This is a genomic window from Blautia sp. LMAG:89, assembly GCF_008679485.1.
GTDB lineage: Bacteria > Bacillota > Clostridia > Lachnospirales > Lachnospiraceae > Blautia_A > Blautia_A fusiformis.
In genome coordinates, this window is the sequence record NZ_NANC01000012.1 from 590,263 (window position 1) to 612,563 (window position 22,301).

Here is a 22,301-nt window from a genome sequence, read left to right on the forward strand (position 1 = left end):
TTACTTAACAGCTTATCATAAATTTTCTATTTTATAAAGTAGCTCAAAAAGAAAACCCGCCATATTGACGGGTCTCCATGAAAAATTACTTCTTCTTCCTTTCCATCTCTTCTTCCACTGCCTTCTGTTGCTGTGGTTGTCCCTTCCCCTGACTGGCTATCTTTTGCTGATGCTTGCGAAGTCGTTTCAATACTGATCTCCGAGGAGCATTTTTATCTTTTTTCTTTGGCATATTGTTCATCAGGTCCATCAATCATATTGTAATTGGCTTCTTCTGCCATCTCCGCACTGCGAAGATATTCTCCATTGTCCATGACCTTCTGCCAGTTTGCCAGCTCTGGTTTCTTTTTCTGCTGTTCTAGTGACTGCTGCGTCTGATTCGGTTGCTTTTGTGATTGCACCTGCTGTTGTCTTTGCTGTTCCTGTTCTTTTGCTGCCTGTTGCTGCATAAAGTTCTGAATGTTCCGTCTTGCTTCTTCATCAAAGCCATTGTAACAGTCATTCATAACTACTACTCCATCTTCACTGAGAATCACATAGGCGGCTCTTGTCCCATACTCTTCATGTTCCATTAGGAACCATTTCTTCTCATTCATCAAAATATAATCTTGGGCAAGCAATGTTCCTTTCTTTCCTTCGATTTCATATCCTGTTGTATCAATGGAAAGTCTGGTATCAGCGGAACTTTTGATTGTGAGAAATTCTGGAATGATAATGAATCCGTCTTTATTAATATAGTAGGCTGTGGTTTTTCCCTCATCCGTGATTACCAGAACATCGCTACATCCGATGGAATGACCTTTGAAGTTCTTCGGTCGCTGTTTCTGCAGGCGTATTTTTATATCCGCCGGAGTTTCCCCGACTGGATTCTTCCAATGTACACCTGCTGATAGTTCTCAATGCTGACGCTCTTTCCTTCGCTTCTCAGCTTTTCATAAGAACGGAAACGAACATCACGATACTCTGGTGTTTCTTTTACCTGATATACTGCACACTGACTTGTTCTCATTCCTCGTCCTCCTCTTCCAATTCCGTTTTATAATCTTCCAGATCCATAAGAAAAATCTCATAGCCTTCATCACTCATGCAGAACAGCTTTCTTATGGTATTGCAGACCAGCCCTATCATATCCGCATCCCCTTTCAGAAATGGAATAATATTGTCGATGGCTTCCATCGTATCATTTCGGTTGCCTTTATCAAACATCGCAGTTACTAAACATTCGTCTGTATCAAAGTTCATTGCCAGATCCATCATAATTCTACCTCCCCCTTCTTACGTGCTTTAGATTTTTCAGTTGCCGTTTCTTTCTGCTCCTGTGCTTTTGCTCTTACCTGAAACTCTTTCAATGACTGCAGCACAGATTTTTTCAGTTCTCCTTTTTCGCCCTTTACAGGCTCTTTCTTTTGCGTCTGGTTCGGTTCTACTGATACGGATTCTTTCTTGACTGGTGTTTCTGAAACTTCCTGTTTCACTTCCACGGTCTGTTCTGCTTCCTGCACTTTTCCATGTTTCTCATTCAGATATTTTTCCATATCGTTGATTGCTTTCTGTACCAATGGACTCTCCTTATAATGTGGAATCATATCAATCAGATCCCTGTCTATCCTGTCTCCACTCATGAGTCCATATTCCCCGGAATAATCTTCATCACCATCTTGCAGATCAAATCCGATTCCTTTAATCCCATGCAGTCTCTCTGCTGGGATACTCTCATATATTTTAATGGCTTCTTCTAAAGTGAGGTTATTATGGTACTCTCCCATGACCGGAAACTCCATGCACTCTGCGACATAAAAACTGATCGTGGCTTCTGGCTGTTCCTGCTCTGGCTGTTTGTCAAAGATAGAAAATCTCTCTGCGTCCTCCAGACGGGAAAGTAAAGAACGGGCAGTTATAACATCGCTGTCTATATCGGATTCTTCAGATACTTCAACCAGCCAGTCCTTTAAACACTCTGTTTTCTTATTCAGAATGTCCTCTGTGATTTTCTCCACCTGTTCTTCCCTGTTCTCAACGGTATCTTTATATTCGTAAGTGTCATATTCATAGCTGAAATTATCTAAATCCACCGCCAGCTTTTTAATCTCCTGCTGATCAAGGTAAGCATCTGCTTCCTTCATATATTCTGCCAGAGTGATTCTTTTTTCTGCGATAGGATTGATGTCCACCTTAATGCCTGCCATTGCTATACCATGAGCATTTAATTCATTGAAGAAACTGTCTTCACGGATATTGCCACGATAAGAAAGCACTACATCAAGGTCAGAATCTTCCCGGTAGAGGTCTTGTCTGCTTCTGGAACCATACACTCTTGCAGCAAGCAGCTCTACCTCCTGTTCCATTCCCATATCTTCTAATACTGCCTGTGCATGATACAGGACACCTCTTTCAACTTCTGCCCTGCTCAGGCTATTTAATGCCAGTTCATTTCTTCCAATCTCAGAAGTCGCACGAAGTTCCCCCTCCTGCAATAAATCCTTAGAGTGCTGGACCGTCATTTCTTCAAATTCTTTATAATCCACTTTGACACATTCCAGGTCATCCATTCTTTCACTTTTAAGGATTTCATAAGCAGCTTCCTGAATGGATGCGTCTGGATTATCGTAATCACCACTCTGGATTTCATGCAGATCAGAGTCATAAAAAATAAACGAATATCCTTCTTCTGTTGCCTGTATGGTCAGATACCCTTTACTCCTGATAAACTGCATTGCGATTCCTTCATAGGTTTGCATTGCTTCTTCCCTGCGAAATCCTTCAAAAATACTTGCTGGGCAGTTTTTTTCTAATTGTATCCGCTGCATCTGTTCTTCCTGAACTTCTTCCACATCTGCCATCAGTTCTTCATAATCCACTACTTTTGCGTCTTCCAATGAGTACCCTTTATCTTCCAAAATATCACTGGCAGCTTCATCTACATAAATTGTCGGATTGTCATAGATTCCTCCATCATCCTCCTGATAATCTTCATTGTAAAATGTATAATCATAGCCATCTTCAGCAGTCTGGATTGTAAAGTATTGTTTTCCAATCTGATATGCAATCTGTACCTCATTCCAGTCCAGCATATTTTCTATTTTATTTACCGCTTCATATATTTCCGGATTCAGCCACCCTCCGATCTGTTCATATGCATGGGTCAGCTGATCTATTCCGTTTTCACATCGGATAAAATCCATGCTTTCCTGCATTGTTTCCGTATTCTGGATACCAAGCACTTTTTCCTGATGATTTGGCAGGCGTAAATATTCCTGCATCGCTTCATCCAGTGATTCATACCGGTTTACTTTTACTACACCCTCTGCATTTACATCTTCCATCACATAAAAATTATCAATGTAATGAATCTCTGGCATTTTTAACTTTATGCCTTCCGGCAGCTGCACCTCACTGACTGCATGAAAATTAAACCGGACATCTGTTCCCAATTCATTTTTTCCTGCCATCGTTTCTTCCCATATGTCTTTCTGTACTGCCTGTATTTCTTCGATTGTAAGTGTCTGTCCACTCCGCAGGGTTACAACAGAATCTTTCGGGAATTCCGTCAAGTCATAGAGTGTTGTTCCATTTTCCTGCAGATATTCTGATACAGTTTCTAACGCTCCTTCATCAAATCCATTCCATAAGTCCTCCGCTACAAGCTGTCCATTTTCTGCTACGATAATACCAGCCACATCGGAGCCAAATTCATCATGTTCCATTAAGAAAAACTTTTCCCCAGCATATTCCTTTTTATCAACCGTATGCCATGTCCCGTTATGTCCTTCTGCTTCATATCCTCTTGTCTCTGCTGTGATCGTCACTTCGTTTTCTCCTATCGCCTGTTCTATCCTCTGCATCCGGATCTCAGCTCTTGCCATGTCGATAAACCCATCTAAAACTGCCGGGTGGCTTTCAATCACATAATCCAGGTTCAGATTTCTGCCCCGGCTGATATTTTCCGGGATTTCGATATGCTCCGCCCAGTCTTTGTTCTGTCTGGAAAATCTTCCATCATGAGAAAGTTCACGGATGGTGTTTGCCATAACAAAATTCATACGTTCTTCCCCAAAGCGTTCCACGACTTCTTTTGCCGCACCCTGCTTTAAGTGCAGTCCGTCAAAATTCTCCCGGATAACATCCTCGATTGCTTTCTTGCAGTCCAGGTTTAACTTTCTGGAATCCAGATAGGCATCTACATCCCGTTCTCCCATTGCCTGTTCCAATGTTTCTTTATAAACTGGCGGATATGCCCTGACGGAATTATGTTCCAGCATGTTCATTCTCTGCTGGACAAACTCCGGAAGTTCCTGAAATCCAAAAGAATCTACATAATAGGCTGTGATCTCTGCACCCCTGTTTATCACGATCACATCACTTACCGATAAGGAATGACCACGGAAATCTTCCGGTCGATCAATGTTAAATCGTTCAAATATATTGTCTAACGTGATTGTTGGCATCCACGGTGCTGCATAAACCATCCGGTAATCCTTTCCATCAATGGTATAGCCCAGACTCTTTGCGGATTCTATTCCCATAAACTGATAAGTATGCTCATCTCCACTATCCATCTGATAAATGGCAAACCTTCTGCTTTCTCCATGCAGAAGAAGTGTCTCATCAATCTTTTCCGCACTGTCCTGTTCCAGTTTTTCCTGTCTGGCGGCAGTTGCTTCTCTTTCTTTATGTACTTCCCATTCTGCTTCCGTGATACCAAAAATACCGTCATGTCCCAGAATTGCATTTTCTGTTTCTGCAAGAATCTGTCCTGCCTGCTCTGGATTGTCTGGATTTCCATGTAAGAGAAAAACTTCCGCACCCTCACGATACAATTCTACTGTCCTGTTTTTTTCAAGAGGATACATGTGTTCCAGTCGGATTCCTGCTTCGTGCATTTCTATAAAACCAATCATGCCATCTGGGAAATTGTCAATCTGTGCCTGTGTTTCATTCATAAGGTTTCTCGTATATTCACTTTCCGGTCTGCGGATTGCGGTCATCATGCGGTTCACCAGTCCAAGCACTTCGTCTTTGTCATCCATCTTATATGCAAAATTCACAATAAGATTTCTCTGGGAATCTGTGAAATTTCCTGTATTTGCAGCTTCTGCCGTTTCAATCAGACGGTGGGCATACTGCATGGCTGTTTCTTCTGCAATCTCCGGTTCCTTCACTGGGAAGTTTGCCCTTGCTGCCTGGATCACTTCATACACCAGCTTTGAACCGGCTTCATCGTAAGATTCCCTCATATCCCATACCAGGTCATTCAGTCTTTCCACCTGTCCGGGGAAGGTTTCTGCATATTCATTTACAAATGCCTTTTCATTTTCCGAAAAAATATTTCTTGGAAACTCTGCTTTTTGCACCAACATCTCTGCCTGCTCTTTCGGAGAAAGGTCAGAAAAAGAAGTAACGCCTGTGTCCGCATCATATTCCACATCATAAAAATCAATCGGATAGTTCTCTCCGTGCCCACTGCTGTCATAGAGTGGTGTGACGGCAGCACCTTTTTCTTCCAGAAAACTTTCCAGTGGTTTCTCATTTTCCTCTATCTCACCACTTTCCAGAAGGCGGACGTATTCACCCACATTCTGTTCTAACTGTTCCCTGCTCATATTTTCGATCAGATCATAAGTAAACTCGGAACCCATGCTGCCCGAAAGATGCAGAATCAAATCTTCCTTATGGAAGGTATCCCGGATTGGTCTTTCCATTTCCAACTCGTACATCTGTGCCTCGATATTCTCAATGATCTCTGCCGATGTTTTTCGGATGGTATCCATAGATGCTTTCAACGCCTTCATATCCCTGCTCTCGCACCAGCTGGCGATATAGGTAAACGAATATTCTGAAGTATCCAGACCAAAATGGTTGCAGACAATATAAGCAATACTTTCTGCTTCCACTTCCTTTGTTGTCTGGTCTTTTAAGACTCCTTCCGCATCCATTACTTCCCGGTCATGCAGCAATGCGTGGCTCACCTCATGGACTCCGGTTTTCATCGTCTGTACATTACTCATATCTTCCTTTATCGCAATATATTTTTCTGTCTGGTGATAATAGCCTTTTGCATCCCCTTCCACATTCATCATACGGATCGGCACAGGAGAAATATTCTGCAATGCCTGCATGAACGTATCATAAAACTGTACACTTCCGGTAAGCTCCGGCACCTCCAGTTCTGCGATCGGTTCCCCCTCTGTCTGGCTGACATCAAACACTGTCGTTACACGGAATCTCGGTATCACCATCTCCACGATCTCTGTTTCCGGCTGTCCATCATCCCCGATCACAGGCTCTTTTGTTACCGGGTCGATCTTTTCAATCTCCTGTTTCTCCCGTATCGGTGCTGGTGCGATGATCTGGATTCCTTTCTCTCCACGTTTTACATGACGGTTAAATTTCTTCTGCCATGCATGATACCCGGCCACCAGTGTTGCTTCCGGTTTCTGCATGGTGATCAGCAGCGTGTTATTAAAGCTGTAATTGTGGAACTTTGACATGGTATTCAGATATTCGGTATATCTCTCCGAAGTAAAGATTTCTTTTACTCCCTGCTCCAGCCGTTCCGATATTTCTTTTAACTGTTTTTCTATATTATTTGCCATAAACAAACCCTCCATTTTATGTCCCGCCAGAGAAAACTCTGACGGGAAATCTTTTATAACTCCTGTTCGTGTTTTTTCTTTGCAGCTTTCTGTGTAACGGTCGGTTCCGCTGTATTCTGCTGTGCCTTCTCCTGTTTTAAGCGTTCCAGAATAGACGGCTTATGGATTCTGTCTGCTGTTTCCGGAAGTTCTTTTTCTTCTACGGCATCCCTGCTGTCTGTGCTGCTTCCTTCTCTGCCAATATCCTCATCTGCCATAATCGTCTCATTGCCCTTTTCATCCATGTTCAGCAGGGCATTTAACTCGGATAATCGTTCCATCTTTTCATTCAGCTCTGCTTCTTTCGGGAATGGCTTCTTTACCTCTTCCTGTGCAGTAGCAAGCTGCTGTTGTACAGTTTCCAATTTCTGCTCACTTTCCGTCAGCTTCCTGTCGATAGAAGAAAGGGTGTTATGGATACGCTGCATATTTCCTACCGGGTCTTTTCCAATCTCCAGCTTATAAGAGCATTTTCCTTTGATCGTCAGTTCAAACGCATTGGAAAACATATTGTAGGAAGCAGATAACGTAAACCCATGATATTCCCCAACTTTTCCGCCGGTGCTGACGGTTTTTAACCCTGCACAAGCAGCGATCAACGCTTCGCCTGCTTCTTTCTTATCTTCATAAAGGACATTCCCTACTGTCATGGCAAACATGTCATTATCCTGTAAATCCACACTTTTTACTACCTGCGAATCCACCTGCATTCCGGCAATCCGCTCTTTCAATGCACTGATCTGTACCGGGAAATTCTTTGCAATATCGGATTCCAGACGATAAATCTGACTGGTATGGTTTGCCTTTAGAAGTTTTAGCTTACTCACCTGCACATCCAGATCCATTTTTTCTTTAATGTACGGATTGCCTGTGGCAAGTGCCTTTATTTCCGCATAGGACAGTGCCGTATCATCCACATCTTCACAAGCCCTGACCGGGGATTTACTGGTCATGATCTGGCTGATGAACTTCTGCTTATTCTCCAAAATCTGCCACATATACGCATCAAAAGTGTTCTCCGTCACATACCGGAATATCTTTACTTTGTCATTCTGGTTTCCCTGTCTTAAGATACGTCCTTCCTGCTGTTCCAGATCAGACGGCTTCCACGGACAGTCAAGGTGATGGAGGGCAATGAGCCTGTCCTGTACGTTGGTACCAGCACCGAGTTTTGGAGTGGAACCCATAAGGATTCTCACCTGCCCGGCCCGTACCTTTGCAAACAAATCTGCTTTCTTTGTCTCCGTGTTGTATTCATGGATAAACGCAATCTCTTCTTTCGGGATTCCCCTGGCAACCAGTTTGTTTCGGACATCATCATATACATTGAAAGTCCCATCCCCTTTTGGAGTAGACAAGTCACAGAAGATCAGCTGTGTTGTCCGATCTGCTTTTCCCTCGTCCCATACCTGAAAAGCATTTTCCACACAGGTATTGACCTTGCTTTTTTCTGCATCCGGAAGGAGTTCATTTAATAGCCTCTGATCCAATGCACATTTTCTTCCGTCATTGGTAATCTTGAGCATGTTGTCCACCGTTGGATTCACAAGACCGGCTCTTACTTCTTCCGCACGTTCCGAAAAGGCACTGACCATTTCCTGCTGTTCTTCACTTGGTTTTAAGACTTCATTGATAAACTCTGCTTCCGGTACAGGAAGATTCAGCATATCCGATGTCTGAATATCCGCAGCTTCCTTAAAAATGGAGATCAGCTCTGGAAGATTAAAAAAACGGGCAAACCGTGTTTTCGCACGATAGCCCGTTCCTTCCGGTGATAATTCAATGGCTCTTGAATTATAGGTACATTATGGAAATTTAATTGATTTCTCCAACGAACTTGTAGAAAATCCTGATATTCTGGACTTTCTCTCCGTCGATGGTCTGAGGTTCAGATACCTCAATCTTTTCGATAAGACGATTTACTATGGCTGTGGTCAGCTCTTTGATCTCTGCACATTCCACCATTTCATTGGCAAGCTGTTCCGCTTTGCAGGTGCTGTCCTTCAGATTGTCAGCCGTAGTTTTCAGTTTTTCAATTTCTTCGGTTGTTTCTTTCTTTTCCTATTCAAAATGAGTGGACAACATCCGGAACTGCTGTTCTGACACAAGCTGCTTTGTAAAATCCTCATACAGCTTGATGAACTGTCTGTCCGATTCGAGGAGCTTTTTCTCCAGTTTCTCCAGCTTTTTCTGGATATTTTCCCGGTTATTCGCCGCTGTCGTATCCATCTGCCCCAATACCTTCCGCATGAATTTCTCCCTGTTTTTTATGACCCTTTTTGCATGGGTCTGGATGTCCGCAAGTACAAGTTCCTCCAGATCGTCCGCATTGATGCGGTGCTGGCTGCAGAACCCGGTTCCCCTCACACGGTAAATGCGGCACTGGTAAAAAGTCCGTTCAATGACTGGCTTCTCCTTATTCCTGCCATCGGTATGCACCATCAGGGTACTTCCGCAGTCGGCACATTTTAAAATGCCCCGGAACTTATTCTCATACCCGGAAGTACAGGGCTTGACTTTCGTATGACGGTCAAGGATTTCCTGCACCGTATCCCATGTGTGTTCATCAACAAGTGCATCATGGTCACTGGGAATAATGGTACGCTCACTCATGGGGATATACCCCCTTGTTTCCTGCTTGAAATGCTTCTTATCATATTTCTGCACCCAGAAATAGCCTTTGTAAAGCGGGTTTCGTAAAATCCGGATGATGGTCTCCTGTTTCCAGTTATAGGCATCATCTTCTTTTACCAGAAACTTTCCGAAGTATTCCGGCTTATAATATGCCGGCTTTGGGATTTTCTGTTCATAAAGGATTTTCCCGATTTTATTGTTTCCCATTCCCTGAAGTGCAAGCTGGAAAATATAACGGACGGTTGGTGCGGTTTCCTCATCGGCAATCAGGTGGTTTTTGTCCTCCGGGTCTTTCTGATACCCGAATGGTGCGTGTGTTCCCATGAATTTTCCCTGGCTTGCCCGGATGTATTTACCTGACTTCACCTTTTTGGAAACATCCCTTGAATAAAACTCATTAAGAATGTTCTTAAACGGGGTAATATCCATCTCCCCGCTGTTTGCAGAATCCACACCGTCATTGACGGCGATATACCGTACCTGATGTTTTGGGAAAAATACCTCGATATAAGCGCCACTCTCCAGATAGTTCCTACCTAGCCTTGAAAGATCTTTCGTGATCACACAGGTAACTTTTCCTGCTTCAATGTCCGCTATCATCTGCTGAAAGGACGGACGGTTGAAATTCGTACCGGAATAACCATCGTCTACATAAAACTGATAATTATAAATCCCCAGTTCCTCTGCTTTTCTTGTCAGGATCGCTTTCTGGCTCTGGATGCTCATGCTCTCGCCCACGTTGCCGTCATCCAATGATAATCTTGCATAAAGTGCTGTCCATGTTTCTCTGATTTCTGTTGTCTGCATATTGACCTCCTGTGGTTTCTTCAATATCCAGTGACAGAAATACGCTGTCTTTATTATAGCGATTCCTGCCACCTCCTGCAACTGCTGATTTTATTTTTCCGGTGAAATCTGCATCTTTTCTCATCCCACCTTTTTCTGATTTTCCAGCTTCTCCTTTACATTCTGTTTCGCCGCTTCTTCACTAACGGCAGTCAGTACCTTTTCCATGCTCTCCTTGCCGGAATAAACATGTTCCACCACATAGCGGATCGGTTCTCTCCGGCGGTTCCCTGCTTTTCTCTGCATAAAATCCCTCCATAAATACCAATGCTGGCAGAGGATTATCCCTGCCAGCACACCAAATGTCAAACTATTGTTTCTGTTTTTCGTAGTCCTGCAATCTTTACTCATTGCAATCTCCTTTCTGCCTGCCGGGGGACATCCCGGCAGATTTTCCTTAACGATGTATAAATCTAAAGTCCCATTTCCTGACGTTTCTTCTTTTGCTCCTGCCCCCTGTCCATCTTTTCATGCTGTCGGCTCTGGGACTGGTCTTTGTTCTTCTGCTCCCGCTCATCTATCTTCCGGTTATGACGAAGCAACTCCACATAGGCAAGATTGACGGTACTCCTGCCGTAACGTCTGGACTGTTTCTCGTATTCCTGTGTCAGCTCTTTGATCTGTGCTTCCCACTTTTTCGGTGTGAATTTTTCTCCTTCCCGAAGAAGTTCATAGACCGGAATACGGAGTTCTTTCGCCGTTTCCAGTTCTTTCTTATGCTGGCTGTGATAAACTGCCTGTGCGATTCCTTTCTTCTGCAGATATTCATTACGGATGGGAATGTATGGAGCATAGGCGGCATAAGCCTCTGACAGTTCCTTTAACCGCCGGATTTCCCTTCCATCTCTGTTGCAGATTTCCTCTGCTTCTTTCTTGGAAGCTTCTTGCTGTACTGCAAAGGTTTCCAGTGCTTCAAAGCTGTCAATGCCTTTTTCTTCCACGAACCTCCGCACGTTTTCAATATCCATCAGTGCTGCACGATTACTTACCTTTTTTAAATTCGGTGCCTGTATCAGCGGCAGATGAAGCCTTCCAAATGCTGCAAGAATACATTCCAGCATTTCCAGAACCTCATTTTTCATCGCTGCAAATACGCTGACTTCCTTTGTACCGGAAGTTTCTTTCTGTATCGAACCAACTGCCGTCTGTTCTGCTTCACCTTCCTGTGCCGCAGGGATGTCTCCTGCCATTTTTCCTGCTTTCTTTTCTGCGGCATTCTTTGCAGCTTCCGCAGCTTTTTCCTGTTCCCATTTCTCCAAATTTTTCACACTGTTCCATGCAATATCATAGAACATCCTTGCCCTTTGCAGCGTCTGGTTATGCTCCATGATTGCCCGGTTCGCATCCCCTTTTTCGGTACGGATGCCTTTCCTCTCCAATGCACTGGCAATCGGACCTAAGTGCCTGGTCGGCTCCTGCTCCAGTCCCAGCTCTTTAAAAGAACGGTGTTCCCAGTACTCCGGCAGTCCGATCCGGTCATTCACCACATTGATGGTGTCCGTCAAATCCTTTCTCCATTTCCGGGAATTACCTTTTTCATTCCAGTCATTCACATCTACCGCCCTGCTCTTAAATCCCCGTCCGGACTTATTGCGGATTTTATTGCCGTCTTTATCAAGGATATATTCCTTTCTCTGCTTGGCTCCCCACTTCCCGTTTTCTTCCACCGGGCGCAGGGTGAGCATAAGATGGAAATGCAGGTTATGGATGCCATTTTGATTAACAGAATCATGGATTGCCCAGTCCGCACACATCCCTTTGGAAACAAAATTCCGCTGCACATAATCCCGCACCGTTTCTTCTGCCAGCTCATAGCTCCAGTCATTTGGAAGTGCTGCTTTCAGTGTCCGGCAAAGCTGGGCATTTTTCTGTTTCTCATTCAGCTCCACAGAGTTCCACAGCACTGCCCTGTCCAGCCATTCCTCCGGTGCATATTCCGGGAGATTGATTTCACAATGCACCAAATCTTCATGGTATTTCGGGCGATACGTTTTCCCGTCATACTCGCTGACAAGAACACTCCTGCTGATGTAAGAAGCTGCATCTACCGCCGACTGCCCTTTGCTCCGCTTTACAATGCTGAACCTTGTGCTGGCATATTTCGTGCGCATACTCACAAAGTTCCTCCCTTACCGTAAAATAGAGGGCTGCAAGAAAAGCCTTTGCAGATGGACGAAAGCCGGGTGTGTTTTCCGGGTTACGGGCAGATGCAAAGGATACAAGGGGGTAGGAAGCGCAGCGGACGGAGGGGAAAGGTTATTTCCCCTCTTGACTGGTGCAAGGCAGGCAACGCCCACCGCAGGTGCCCTCGGAGAGCGCACAAGACCATACGGAGTGTGGTCTATCTGTGCGCACCCCATAACTGGGGTGAACCCATACTCCCGGAGATACTGCTTACACTCCCTGCGAAAAACTGCCACCCGCAAAATCTTTTGAATTGGCGTATCCGCCGCTGTTTTCTTTTGTCTTCGTTTCATCGGCGTGACCGCCGTTTCTGTCTTTTTCATCTTCCATCTCATCCGCATTTTTCTCCATCCTTTTTACGTTTTCCACCGCCTGCCTGCACTCTGCCGAAGCAAGAGCCGCTGACAAGATCACATTCAGTTCTTTTTCTTCATACTGATAACATTCCGGGAAATACTTTGCAACAATGCCGCCCATCAGATATTTATGATGGTTCTGTGCTTTCCTGCGTTTCTCATTCTCCTTTTTGCGCTCTGCCTCATATCTTGCCTTTGCCTGTTCCAGATTTTTCAGTGCCTTATCCATTGCAGCACTGGTTTCATTCCTGTTTTTTATCATGTGTTTATACTCCTTTTCTCATTTTTCTGTTTGATTTTTTATTTTATGGCATAAAAAAACAGCCTGAACCTTTTCCATGTCCATAGCCGCTCTCCTGCCATTTGGTTTTCTATTTTTCTTAATTTCCGTATTTTCACGGACAGCTTTCTTCCTGACACAGAGCTGTCACCTCTGTGTGCGGTTCTTTCATAAATTTCCCGCATTTTTATGGCGGTTCATTTCCTGCATCCTCTGCCTTGCCCATTGGCTGTGCTCCTCGTTTACCTTTCTCGGTTTCCGAAGATTGATGAGGTGTTTTTCACAGGAATAGGTTTTACTCACTTCGGTCTGCTCTACCACCTGGTAATGCTCCGGATAAGCTGCAGCCAGTGCATCCAGTTTTCGCATCATCTGCGGGCTGGCTGTATAAATACTGGCTTCCTGTTCATCATTATTAAAATTGATAATCGTTTCCTGCTCATACTTTGTCAGTTTCATCTGCTTTTTTCTCCTTTCCGGCTCCCGCCTGTTTTGCTTTATTTGTATGCTGTTCCATCCACAAAGCCAGCTTCTGCTTTGTGACAAGTTTCCGCCCTCCCACCTGCAAGGTTGGAAAATCCGGACGGTTTAATAGCTGATACGCTCCTGCCTTTGAAATAGAAAGGGCCGATGCCAGCAGTTTTGCATCCAGCACGTCCGGCAGCGTTTCAAATAATTCTTTCCCCACAAAAATCACCCCCTGTCCGGAAATGGGTAAAAGAAAGCAGCTATCGTAAGGATAGCCGCCGATGGGATGGATGGATTAGAATGTTTCCAGATATTTTTGATATTCTTCCGAGATAAAATCCTCATAACAGTCTGCAATATGGCGGATTCTTTTCAGCACCGCACCGTGTGTCTTATAGCCTACAGCTTCCGCAATCTCCTGTAACCTATGCCCCTTCATTTTCATTTCCAGAATCTTTTTATCACGTTCGGAAAGCCCTGCAGCAAACTCCGCAATCTGAAGCTCTGACAACACCGAATTTTCAAACGCACTCCTTGTATCCGGAATATCAAAGTCTATGCTATTTTCTTCTGCATCCTCTGCAAGCTGCTCTATGGATACCGCCTTTTTCCTGGAACGGCTGTGTTCCCACGAACGCATGAAGTCCAGTTTTACCTGACTTCCCCTTTTATCGAAGTCCTCAATGGTTCGGTTGTTCCAGATTTCATCGATCATAGGCTGCCAGTTCTGTTCCTGTATAATTTCCGGCACGAGGGTACCGATCAGGTTGCCAAACTGCTGATAAGTAAGCCACGGAAGTTCCGTTCCCTCCGGCACGTTGTAAAGCTGCTGGAAAGAAAATCCGCTGACCTCAAATTTGTCACGCAGGAGCGGAAGCATAGAGTAAGAGAGCCGCCACAACGGAAAGTCCCCGGAATACTGCGCCGCACTGCCGGGTATCTCCCGGTAGCCGCCTTTTTGATATGGAACTTCAAAATACTGCCATGCGCTCCATGCCACACAATCCCATACCAGTTCCAGAAATGTATCATTGTTTATCATACTGTCATATTTATCCGTCCGCAGCACCTCATAAGGGCAGCGTGGGAAGTTCAGATAAACAGGACGTTTGCTGACAAACTCCTGCGGCAGACTATAAAATAATGTCAGCCATGCTTTGCCGCTGTTCTTTGGAATTTTTATCACCTGTCCCTGCTTCATTTCAATGATTTCTCCATTGTCATTCTGCTTCTGTTCTTTTACATCTTTCATCCAAAATCACCCCCCTACTGATACATGGCAGAAGTCCCATTAAAATGTTCCAATATTTTTGAATATTTTTGAAAAAGTTTTTTCTCTTTTAAATTTCACAATCTGTCCGTTATTTTCTAATATTTTTCTTCTGCTGTCCATCTGTTTTCAGCGGACATAAAAACAGGCGGTACCCAATCTGTTTGAATACTGCCTGTCACTATAATCTTTTTGTATATCCTATGCGTTTTCCCGCAGCCACCGATTGATGATATACTGCCAGTCCATTCCATCCTGCATGACACGCAGAACTGTAACTGTTTTCACTGCTTCATCCACAGTATAAAACAGCAGATAGGATTCACACGGTTTCATGTAAATATCATAACCACGATACCGGAAGCCTGTTGTATTATACCCGGTCGGAAGTGTATCAAGTGCAAGAACCGCTTTTTTAATCTTTTTGGAAAAGTTTTCTGCATATTCCCGGTACTTAAATTGCTGAAGGATATATTTCTTTTTTTCTTTCACATCCAGCTTGCCGCTCTGGGCAATGACAACTTTGTATTTTTTGTTTTCCATCCGTACCCCTTATACTGCATCAATTTCTGCCCATGCTTCTTCCACTGTCTGCACTCTGCCATTTTCCATATCGTCAATGGCTTCATCCAGCTTTGACAGAAGGACATCCATTGCATCGTTGATCGTATAAGTTGTTTCACGGGATTTCGTTGCCTGTGCCAATGCCATAACCATCACCCTTTCTTAAAATAGCACTCATGTTTCTGTCTTTATCATACCACGAACCATCAGAAATATCTATCATTTTTTGACAGTCACACAACACTGGATCTGATTTAATTATTCACACATTTTTTCATTAAACTTATAACCAACTCCCCACACAGTCTGAATATAGACCGGATGACTCGGATCATCCTCTATTTTTTCCCGAATATGGCTGATATGGCTCATCACAATGTTGTAATCACCGGAATACGGTTCCTGCCAGACCATATCATAAATCTGTTCTTTACTGAATACCCTGCCGGGATTTTGAGCGAGAAGCTGGAGGATTTCAAACTCTGTATAAGTCAAGGCAATTTTATCATTATTCCGCATAACCTCTCGTCGCTCTAAGTCAAGCATTATTCCCTTGTGTTGTAAGTTCGATTTTAGATTCATTTTTTGAAATATAAATTTTTCTCTACCAGCATCCAAAATGGAAATAACAGATTCTATTAAATTTTCTTCATCTCCATCAAAAGATAGCAATAAAATTTTTCCTATACAGCTCACCTCATATTATTTCATGCTATAAAACACTATAACTTTACATTCACTTAAACCAAATGATACAATTTCCCCTCATGGATTTTAAGTACCACATCTGCAGCATCAGCTATTTTTTTGCTATGTGTTACGACAATTACACTTTTTCCCATTTCATGCGCACTTTTCATCAATATCTTAATAATTTCGTCTGCAATTTCTTCATCCAGATTTCCTGTAGGTTCATCTGCAAGCAATACCTTCGCAGGACTTGCTAATGCTCTTGCAATAGCCACTCGCTGCTGCTGTCCTCCTGATAACTGTAAGACCTGCCGTTTCCAGTCTTCCCTCGGTATTCCAACCGCTTCCAAAATTTTCTCTATGTCTTTCTTTCCACCCAGCATCACATTTTCTTCTGGAGTCAAATAATCTATCAGATTATAATTCTGAAAAACCAATGACATATTTTTCTTTCGATAGTTGTGTAGTCCTTTTTTTCTTATATTTACCCCTTCATAATAAATTCCCCCATCCGTCGGAGAATCCAAACCTGCCAAAAGCGATAAAAAAGTTGTCTTACCGGAACCACTTGGTCCCAAAATGGCATACATTTTTCCTATCTCAAAGCCATATGATATATCATCTAAAACTTTTTTGCCTTTATTCGCCTTATAGTAATAGACAACATTCTTTGCCTCAAGAACAATGTTTCCTGCATTTTTACTCATTTCTATAACCTCCTACCCCGTTATTCAGCTCATTTCACTTAATATCTGCTTCGGCCTTTTCTTCATTATCGTGATTCCTGCTACTAATACTGCAATAATCAAAATACCTGATATCATCCCAATATCCATCAGAACCATTTCTTTCGTTATATGAACCTCCACATCTTGTATTTTTAAATCCGGTGCAATATATCCATCTATATAGGTACCAGTATTTTCCTGTTCCTGCTGTTCTAACCTTAAGGTCTGCGTTTCTTTCGCTAAATATGAAGCTGAAGTCTCTGCAATAATTGGGGAAATTGCAAAGGATAACAACATCCCTATAATACTTATCATTACTGCTTCCCATAAAAACTGTACCCATATTTCAAATTTGCACTTTCCAAGTGACATCATAATTCCTATTTCTTGCGTACGATTTTTTATCCAAAACAGAAAAACTAAAACTAAAATCACAAGACCTGACACTGAAACTATTAGTAATAATCCCATACTCATCTGATCCATCTGCCCAAAATTTTCTGTCATATTTTTAATATTTCCATTATTATCAATTAAGTCATATCGTGACCAATCTATATTCGCTTTCTGTACAGACTTTTTAACTTGATCGTACTTCCCTGCATTTTGGACTTTGAATATAGCATACTGATAGAAAGGATTTCCTTCATTTCCGGATGGTTTTTCCGGGAAACTCATATCCGTAAATATTGTATTTTCTGGACGATAAGAATCCCCATACATAATAGATTTTCGTTCTTGCTTTGTTTCATAAATTCCGATAATCTCGGCACTGTATATTGTGGAATGTTCTTTGTCATGGTAATCATTAAACTTTAATAAGTTCCCAGTTTTTAAATGGTTTAGTTCTGCCAATTCTTTCGAGATGACACAAACATCCCTGTCATCTTTTTCAATCATTCTTCCTTCAATCAGTGAAATCTTACCTGCAGATACGTCCATATCCATTTCCATTATGCGATTACCTCGTAGGTTGACACCGCCTACATCCGTACTTTGATCCATATCTGAATCTTCTATTCTCGAAAAATTGACCGGATTCACAACAGTTGCTATTGTTATCAAATTATATTCCTCAATCCCCTCCACCTGAGCTACTTTTTTTACATCATCTTCCTTAACCGTCTCAAATGAGTTATCTGTAACTACCATATCCGCCCCATTTTCTAACCATTTATGAGTAACTCCTCCATAACTGCCCTCCCGATCACCCAGTACATCCATTGCCTGATCTAATCGCTTTCTCCTATTCTCCTCATTTCCTTCTATGCGAAAGGTAGCCCCTATTGCCTGTCTTGTAGCGTCTTGTGTATAAATACTTGCTGAACGGCTTGCCATAGCACCTAAAAATAGGCCACTCATAACAATTACAATAAACAATAGAATAATACTTTTTATCGGTTTTCTTAACACTGAACGTACTCCTCTTTGTAAAACATTCATGTTATCCCTCCATTTCTGCTAAAATTTTTTTTGGCTTTGTACATAATATTGGAAAAAGTGAAATAGAAATAGAAAGCAATAAAATTATTGTTCCTGATAATATGAGATAACATATATCTTTATTTTGTGCATATATTTGCATAGATGTAAAAGCCCCAATACTTTTCCAATCTAAAAACTTTTCCAATACTATCAGCATCTTATCTCCAGTATAAAGAGCTATTATTGTAGAAAATCCAAATACTGAAAAGCATTCCAAAATAATCTGCATAAACAAATCTACTTTTGTTTTTCCAAGACTCACATAAATTGCTATTTCTTTCTTTCTGGCTCTCATCCACATAGACAAAAGCAATGTTATTACAAGTACAGACGATACAACCGATAATCCCAACATCATTTTTACAACCCTAACAACTTGTAAGAGCGGAATTTCCATTTTCTGAAACAGGTTATCTGCTTTCATCACTCTATAGTTTTTCAAAATGCGTGTTACTTCTAGCTGTGTTCTGCTCAACTGCTCTGGATTATCTACATATACGATTAAGTTTTCATATCCGCACGTTTCTTGTAAATGACATACGAACTCGGGTTTTCCATAAATTGTATTTTCAATTCTGTTTACTGCTAATGGTTCCTTCCCTTGCTTTTCTTCTATACCCGAAATATAGATTCCTGATATGCTTGCCTGTGATTGTTCACCTGAATGAGATTTGAAACAAACAGTTTCCCCTATTTCCCATTGATTTACTTCTGCAAGAAACTGATTTACTACTATTTCACCTTCTTTGCGAGGATATTTTCCTTTCGTCAGATGAATTTGCCCGTCAGCAAATGGGCCATCATCTTCAAGGCTATCGTAGGCCATTATGCGCAATTTTTGGTTGTCTGCATCAACACTCTCACTTTTCGTTATAATTTTAAAATCCATTGGATATAACTGCACTTCTGCTACTCGATTTACCGCCTTCACATTTTCCAGTTTCTCAAGTTTTTTGTATTCATCATCCGTAAACAATTCCTCCGCTTTTTCCCGTTCGATCAACAATTTCGCTTTTGATTTCCCTAATAGTTCAATTCTTGCTACTTCGGATGCCCGTAATATAGTGACAGTAGATAAAATCATTGTTTCGGTAATAAGCAATACCCAAAACAAGATAATCGCTTTTCCTTTTTTCCTGAAAAGGTAGCGGAATGCTCTTTCTGCAAAATTCATTCCCATTCTCCTTCCTTTTCAAATCGGTCAATAATTACCCTTTTAGCCAAAAACGTACCATCCTCCTGGTAATCCCCATACAGATAGAGCATTGACTGCTTTTTCACTTCTTCTTTCCGGCAATCCTCAAGCGTAATACCCGTCATCGTTGAATGAGAAATCTGAAAATAGGTATTTTCTCCATATACTATTTTCACCTGATTCATTTCTTCAACAACCGCTCCCGGAGCAGGAACCATTTCTGCATCATCCGTCTGCGTCCCTATGCTGATATTACATCCTGTGTCTGAAAATTCCAAAACAGCTCCACGCAAATCTGCATTTGCCAACACTTCTGAATCGTCCGCTGAGTTCTCTTTGTCATCAGCATTACTACTTGACTCGTTCTCGTAACCGCCTTCTTTTTTCTCTTGATCATTCAGTATATCAGATACATTCTCGGTAGTTGTCTGATTATCCCCTGTTACTTTTGAATCAAAATTTTTATTGCTGCACCCAACAACTGATACGGTTCCTATACAACCCAAACATAATACTATACATATTTTTTTCTTCATTTATAAAAAATCCTCCATTACATATTTTTTCTTTATATTATAAAAATTGAATGTATGATTTTCCCGTTTTTTTTATGTATTTTATATGTATAAAAAGGCTGTTGTGATTTTCCGTCACAACAGCCTTCTGGTTGGTTCATAACATCTTATTTCCACTTTTATGCCTTTTTCTGTATTTTCAATACAATAAGGAAACTGATGCTGTTCTAAAATCATTTTTGTAATATATAATCCCAAGCCGCTTCCACCAGTTCTTTTATTTCTGGATTTATCAATACGATAAAATGCATCACATAATTTTGGAATTTCTTTCTCATCAATAGATTCCGTTTCATTTTCAATCCAAAAAATTATTTCTTCACCTCTTTTATACACTCCAACCCATATATTTCCATCCTCATTCGTATATTTAATTGCATTTCCTACCACATTACTTATGACCTTCGTGAAAAGAGCTTCATCTGCCCGTATCCAAGTTGATTCTTCTATTCGTATATGAAACTGTAATCCCCTATCAATAGCCATATCTTCCTGTTCCTTAATCACATTCTCAACAAGTTGGTGAAGTGGTATATCTATCAATTTCAACTCAAATCCCGATGTTCTAATTTTTGAAACATACAGAATTTCCTGCACCATATTCTCCATGGAATTAGCTACTTCAAAAGAACGTTTTAAATATCTATCTCGGTCTTTATATCCCCCTACTTCTAATAACATTCCCTGAATTTGTCCTTTTAGAATTGTAATCGGAGTTTTTAATTCATGCGAAACAGCTGAAAAAAAAGCCATTTGTTGTTGTTCCAGTTGCTGCTCAAGTTTGATGCTTTTCTCTAAATCAGTATTTTTTTCTTTCAATTCATCCAAAGCACTCTCTAATTTTTCCGAAAGTTCGTTCAGATTTTCTCCCAAAATTCCAATCTCGTCCCTCCGGTCTTCTGTATATCGAACTCGAAAATCAAGATTTGCCATTTTTTTTGAAACTTCACTCACCTTTAAAATTGAACGCGTAATATATTTTGTGTATAAAGCAGCAATAGCTAATGCTGCCAAAAAAGTAATAGCCCCCAACATAGGTAAAATTCTTTTTAATGATTCCAGTCCAATATTTACTTTCTCCTTGTTTCCAAACACTTGAATCCAATATGTTTTTCCATTCGTTAACTTACAGGAATAAGATTCCGTTATCCCACTGCCTAACAGAATATCTTCTACATCTGTTCCAGGAGCCAGTGAATATTCCATATCTCCATATATACCAAGTACCTTTTCGTCACTATCTTTTAAGACAATAGAAATCCCATGCTCCAATGCAAACATTTTTAATATTCCATCTATTTCCTGCACTGAAGTATTCGATAATTGAAGTACCATTTTTTCCGTCTGATTACTCAAACTTCTATCCAACTCTAAAAAATAGCTCCGTGACATCCCCAATGCAACCATTCCATAAATCGCACTACCAACAGTAATCAATAAGCATACTGTAATTATAAATATTTTTGTAGACAAATGTTCTCTAATTAGCTTTATCAATTCGATACCCCACCCCTCTTACCGTTTTTATATAATCCCCTGCTTTTCCCAATTTTCTCCGCAAATTTTTGATATGATTGTCAACTGCACGTTCTTCACCTTCAAATTCATATTTCCATAGACGATTTAAAAAGCTCTCTCTTGTTATCACGCATCCCTGATTTTCAATCAATTCTTTCAAAATTTCATATTCTTTCTGTGTCAAATCAATTAACTTTTTCCCTATTTTCACTTGATAATTTCCTACAATCAATATTATCTCTCTGTATTTTAACTCGTGATCTTTTGTTATATCTACTCCTTCATATCTACGCAGAACAGCTTCTATTTTTTTTATCATAATTGGAAGAGAAATCGGCTTGGGGATATAGTCATCTATTTGCATTTCAAATCCCTTTATCTGGTCTTCTTCTCTTCCCAATGCACTTATCATAATGATTGGTACTTCCGATTCTTTTCGTATTAGTTCACAAACTGCATACCCATCCATTTTAGGAAGTAAAATATCGAGCAGTATCAAGTCAATTTGTTCTTTCAGAAAAACCGCAATACCATCTATTCCATCAGATGCCGTAATCACTTCATACCCTTGATCCTCTAAAAAAAACTGTATCAGCTCTTGAATATCCAAATCATCTTCTATAATTAAAATTTTTTTCATTCTTAGCTACCTCTTATTTTCCGTTTTTTTTATTTTATCAGTTTTTCTTGTAGTTTTTGTGTATTTCGTTTTTTTAGTATCAACTTTTTTCAAATTACTATCTTAAACAAACACTTACTTTTACATTATCATTTTAAATGTTGAAAGAGGTAGCAGAAAATGCTTTTCGCACCTTCTGTCGCTTTTCACTTATGCTTCATTTATTGCCTTTTTTCTTTGCTAATCCATATCTATTT

Annotated in this window: 23 protein-coding genes; all 23 read right to left on the reverse strand. The window is 41.2% G+C overall.

What is annotated here, in order from left to right; genetic code table 11:
- Window positions 1–212: 212 nt before the first annotated feature.
- The 23 genes from CCC70_RS16625 to CCC70_RS16120 all read right to left on the reverse strand — a co-directional run bounded on the left by CCC70_RS16625 (window position 213) and on the right by CCC70_RS16120 (window position 22,065).
- Window positions 213–842 (reverse strand): YodL domain-containing protein, encoded by a 630-nt coding sequence (locus CCC70_RS16625; RefSeq protein WP_334296293.1) that lies wholly within the window; start codon window positions 840–842, stop codon window positions 213–215.
- Entirely contained in the window at window positions 839–1,009 is a 171-nt protein-coding gene (locus tag CCC70_RS16015) for a YodL domain-containing protein (RefSeq protein ID WP_287085235.1), read from the reverse strand. The genes CCC70_RS16625 and CCC70_RS16015 overlap by 4 nt, the downstream gene beginning before the upstream one ends.
- On the reverse strand, window positions 1,006–1,257 hold the full coding sequence (locus tag CCC70_RS16020; RefSeq protein ID WP_118049825.1) for a transposon-transfer assisting family protein: 252 nt from the start codon (window positions 1,255–1,257) through the stop codon (window positions 1,006–1,008). The genes CCC70_RS16015 and CCC70_RS16020 overlap by 4 nt, the downstream gene beginning before the upstream one ends.
- Window positions 1,254–6,593, reverse strand: coding sequence for an LPD16 domain-containing protein (locus CCC70_RS16025; RefSeq protein ID WP_287085236.1), 5,340 nt, complete (start codon window positions 6,591–6,593; stop codon window positions 1,254–1,256). The genes CCC70_RS16020 and CCC70_RS16025 overlap by 4 nt, the downstream gene beginning before the upstream one ends.
- Window positions 6,594–6,646: 53 nt before the next feature.
- Window positions 6,647–8,299 (reverse strand): helicase C-terminal domain-containing protein, encoded by a 1,653-nt coding sequence (locus CCC70_RS16030; protein WP_287085237.1) that lies wholly within the window; start codon window positions 8,297–8,299, stop codon window positions 6,647–6,649.
- 148 nt (window positions 8,300–8,447) lie between these two features.
- Entirely contained in the window at window positions 8,448–8,669 is a 222-nt protein-coding gene (locus CCC70_RS16035; protein WP_330577248.1) for a DUF4368 domain-containing protein, read from the reverse strand.
- A gap of 24 nt (window positions 8,670–8,693) precedes the next feature.
- Window positions 8,694–10,073, reverse strand: coding sequence for a recombinase family protein (locus CCC70_RS16040; protein ID WP_287085238.1), 1,380 nt, complete (start codon window positions 10,071–10,073; stop codon window positions 8,694–8,696).
- A complete protein-coding gene (locus CCC70_RS16045) occupies window positions 10,012–10,197 on the reverse strand; it encodes a hypothetical protein (RefSeq protein WP_055056597.1) in 186 nt (61 codons plus the stop codon). Before CCC70_RS16045 ends, CCC70_RS16040 begins: the two co-directional genes overlap by 62 nt.
- Entirely contained in the window at window positions 10,194–10,358 is a 165-nt protein-coding gene (locus CCC70_RS16050) for a hypothetical protein (RefSeq protein WP_155512691.1), read from the reverse strand. Before CCC70_RS16050 ends, CCC70_RS16045 begins: the two co-directional genes overlap by 4 nt.
- 167 nt (window positions 10,359–10,525) lie before the next feature.
- The gene (locus tag CCC70_RS16055) at window positions 10,526–12,223 is read right to left on the reverse strand and encodes a MobA/MobL family protein (RefSeq protein WP_070102272.1); all 1,698 of its coding nucleotides are present in this window, start codon (window positions 12,221–12,223) and stop codon (window positions 10,526–10,528) included.
- Between the two features lie 283 nt (window positions 12,224–12,506).
- Window positions 12,507–12,914: a hypothetical protein gene (locus CCC70_RS16060; protein ID WP_070102271.1), complete on the reverse strand. Its 408-nt coding sequence runs from the start codon at window positions 12,912–12,914 to the stop codon at window positions 12,507–12,509.
- A gap of 186 nt (window positions 12,915–13,100) precedes the next feature.
- Complete coding sequence (locus tag CCC70_RS16065) at window positions 13,101–13,391, reverse strand: hypothetical protein (protein WP_055056596.1); 291 nt, start codon at window positions 13,389–13,391, stop codon at window positions 13,101–13,103.
- Complete coding sequence (locus tag CCC70_RS16070) at window positions 13,372–13,620, reverse strand: hypothetical protein (RefSeq protein ID WP_055056595.1); 249 nt, start codon at window positions 13,618–13,620, stop codon at window positions 13,372–13,374. The genes CCC70_RS16065 and CCC70_RS16070 overlap by 20 nt, the downstream gene beginning before the upstream one ends.
- 75 nt (window positions 13,621–13,695) lie before the next feature.
- Window positions 13,696–14,652, reverse strand: coding sequence for a hypothetical protein (locus CCC70_RS16075; protein WP_055056594.1), 957 nt, complete (start codon window positions 14,650–14,652; stop codon window positions 13,696–13,698).
- Between the two features lie 219 nt (window positions 14,653–14,871).
- Window positions 14,872–15,213, reverse strand: a complete 342-nt coding sequence (locus tag CCC70_RS16080; RefSeq protein ID WP_055056593.1) for a type II toxin-antitoxin system RelE/ParE family toxin — start codon at window positions 15,211–15,213, stop codon at window positions 14,872–14,874.
- Between the two features lie 9 nt (window positions 15,214–15,222).
- Window positions 15,223–15,381, reverse strand: a complete 159-nt coding sequence (locus CCC70_RS16085; protein ID WP_154108127.1) for a hypothetical protein — start codon at window positions 15,379–15,381, stop codon at window positions 15,223–15,225.
- A 111-nt stretch (window positions 15,382–15,492) separates the two neighbouring features.
- Window positions 15,493–15,906, reverse strand: a complete 414-nt coding sequence (locus CCC70_RS16090; RefSeq protein ID WP_179979061.1) for a winged helix-turn-helix domain-containing protein — start codon at window positions 15,904–15,906, stop codon at window positions 15,493–15,495.
- A gap of 68 nt (window positions 15,907–15,974) precedes the next feature.
- The gene (locus CCC70_RS16095) at window positions 15,975–16,610 is read right to left on the reverse strand and encodes an ABC transporter ATP-binding protein (protein ID WP_055056639.1); all 636 of its coding nucleotides are present in this window, start codon (window positions 16,608–16,610) and stop codon (window positions 15,975–15,977) included.
- Between the two features lie 45 nt (window positions 16,611–16,655).
- Window positions 16,656–18,095, reverse strand: coding sequence for an ABC transporter permease (locus CCC70_RS16100; protein WP_117997298.1), 1,440 nt, complete (start codon window positions 18,093–18,095; stop codon window positions 16,656–16,658).
- 1 nt (window position 18,096) lies between these two features.
- Entirely contained in the window at window positions 18,097–19,311 is a 1,215-nt protein-coding gene (locus tag CCC70_RS16105; protein WP_055056591.1) for an FtsX-like permease family protein, read from the reverse strand.
- The gene (locus CCC70_RS16110; RefSeq protein WP_055056590.1) at window positions 19,308–19,868 is read right to left on the reverse strand and encodes a hypothetical protein; all 561 of its coding nucleotides are present in this window, start codon (window positions 19,866–19,868) and stop codon (window positions 19,308–19,310) included. The genes CCC70_RS16105 and CCC70_RS16110 overlap by 4 nt, the downstream gene beginning before the upstream one ends.
- A 114-nt stretch (window positions 19,869–19,982) precedes the next feature.
- Window positions 19,983–21,404 (reverse strand): HAMP domain-containing sensor histidine kinase, encoded by a 1,422-nt coding sequence (locus tag CCC70_RS16115; RefSeq protein WP_055056589.1) that lies wholly within the window; start codon window positions 21,402–21,404, stop codon window positions 19,983–19,985.
- Window positions 21,388–22,065: a response regulator transcription factor gene (locus CCC70_RS16120; RefSeq protein WP_055056588.1), complete on the reverse strand. Its 678-nt coding sequence runs from the start codon at window positions 22,063–22,065 to the stop codon at window positions 21,388–21,390. Before CCC70_RS16120 ends, CCC70_RS16115 begins: the two co-directional genes overlap by 17 nt.
- Window positions 22,066–22,301 lie beyond the last annotated feature (236 nt).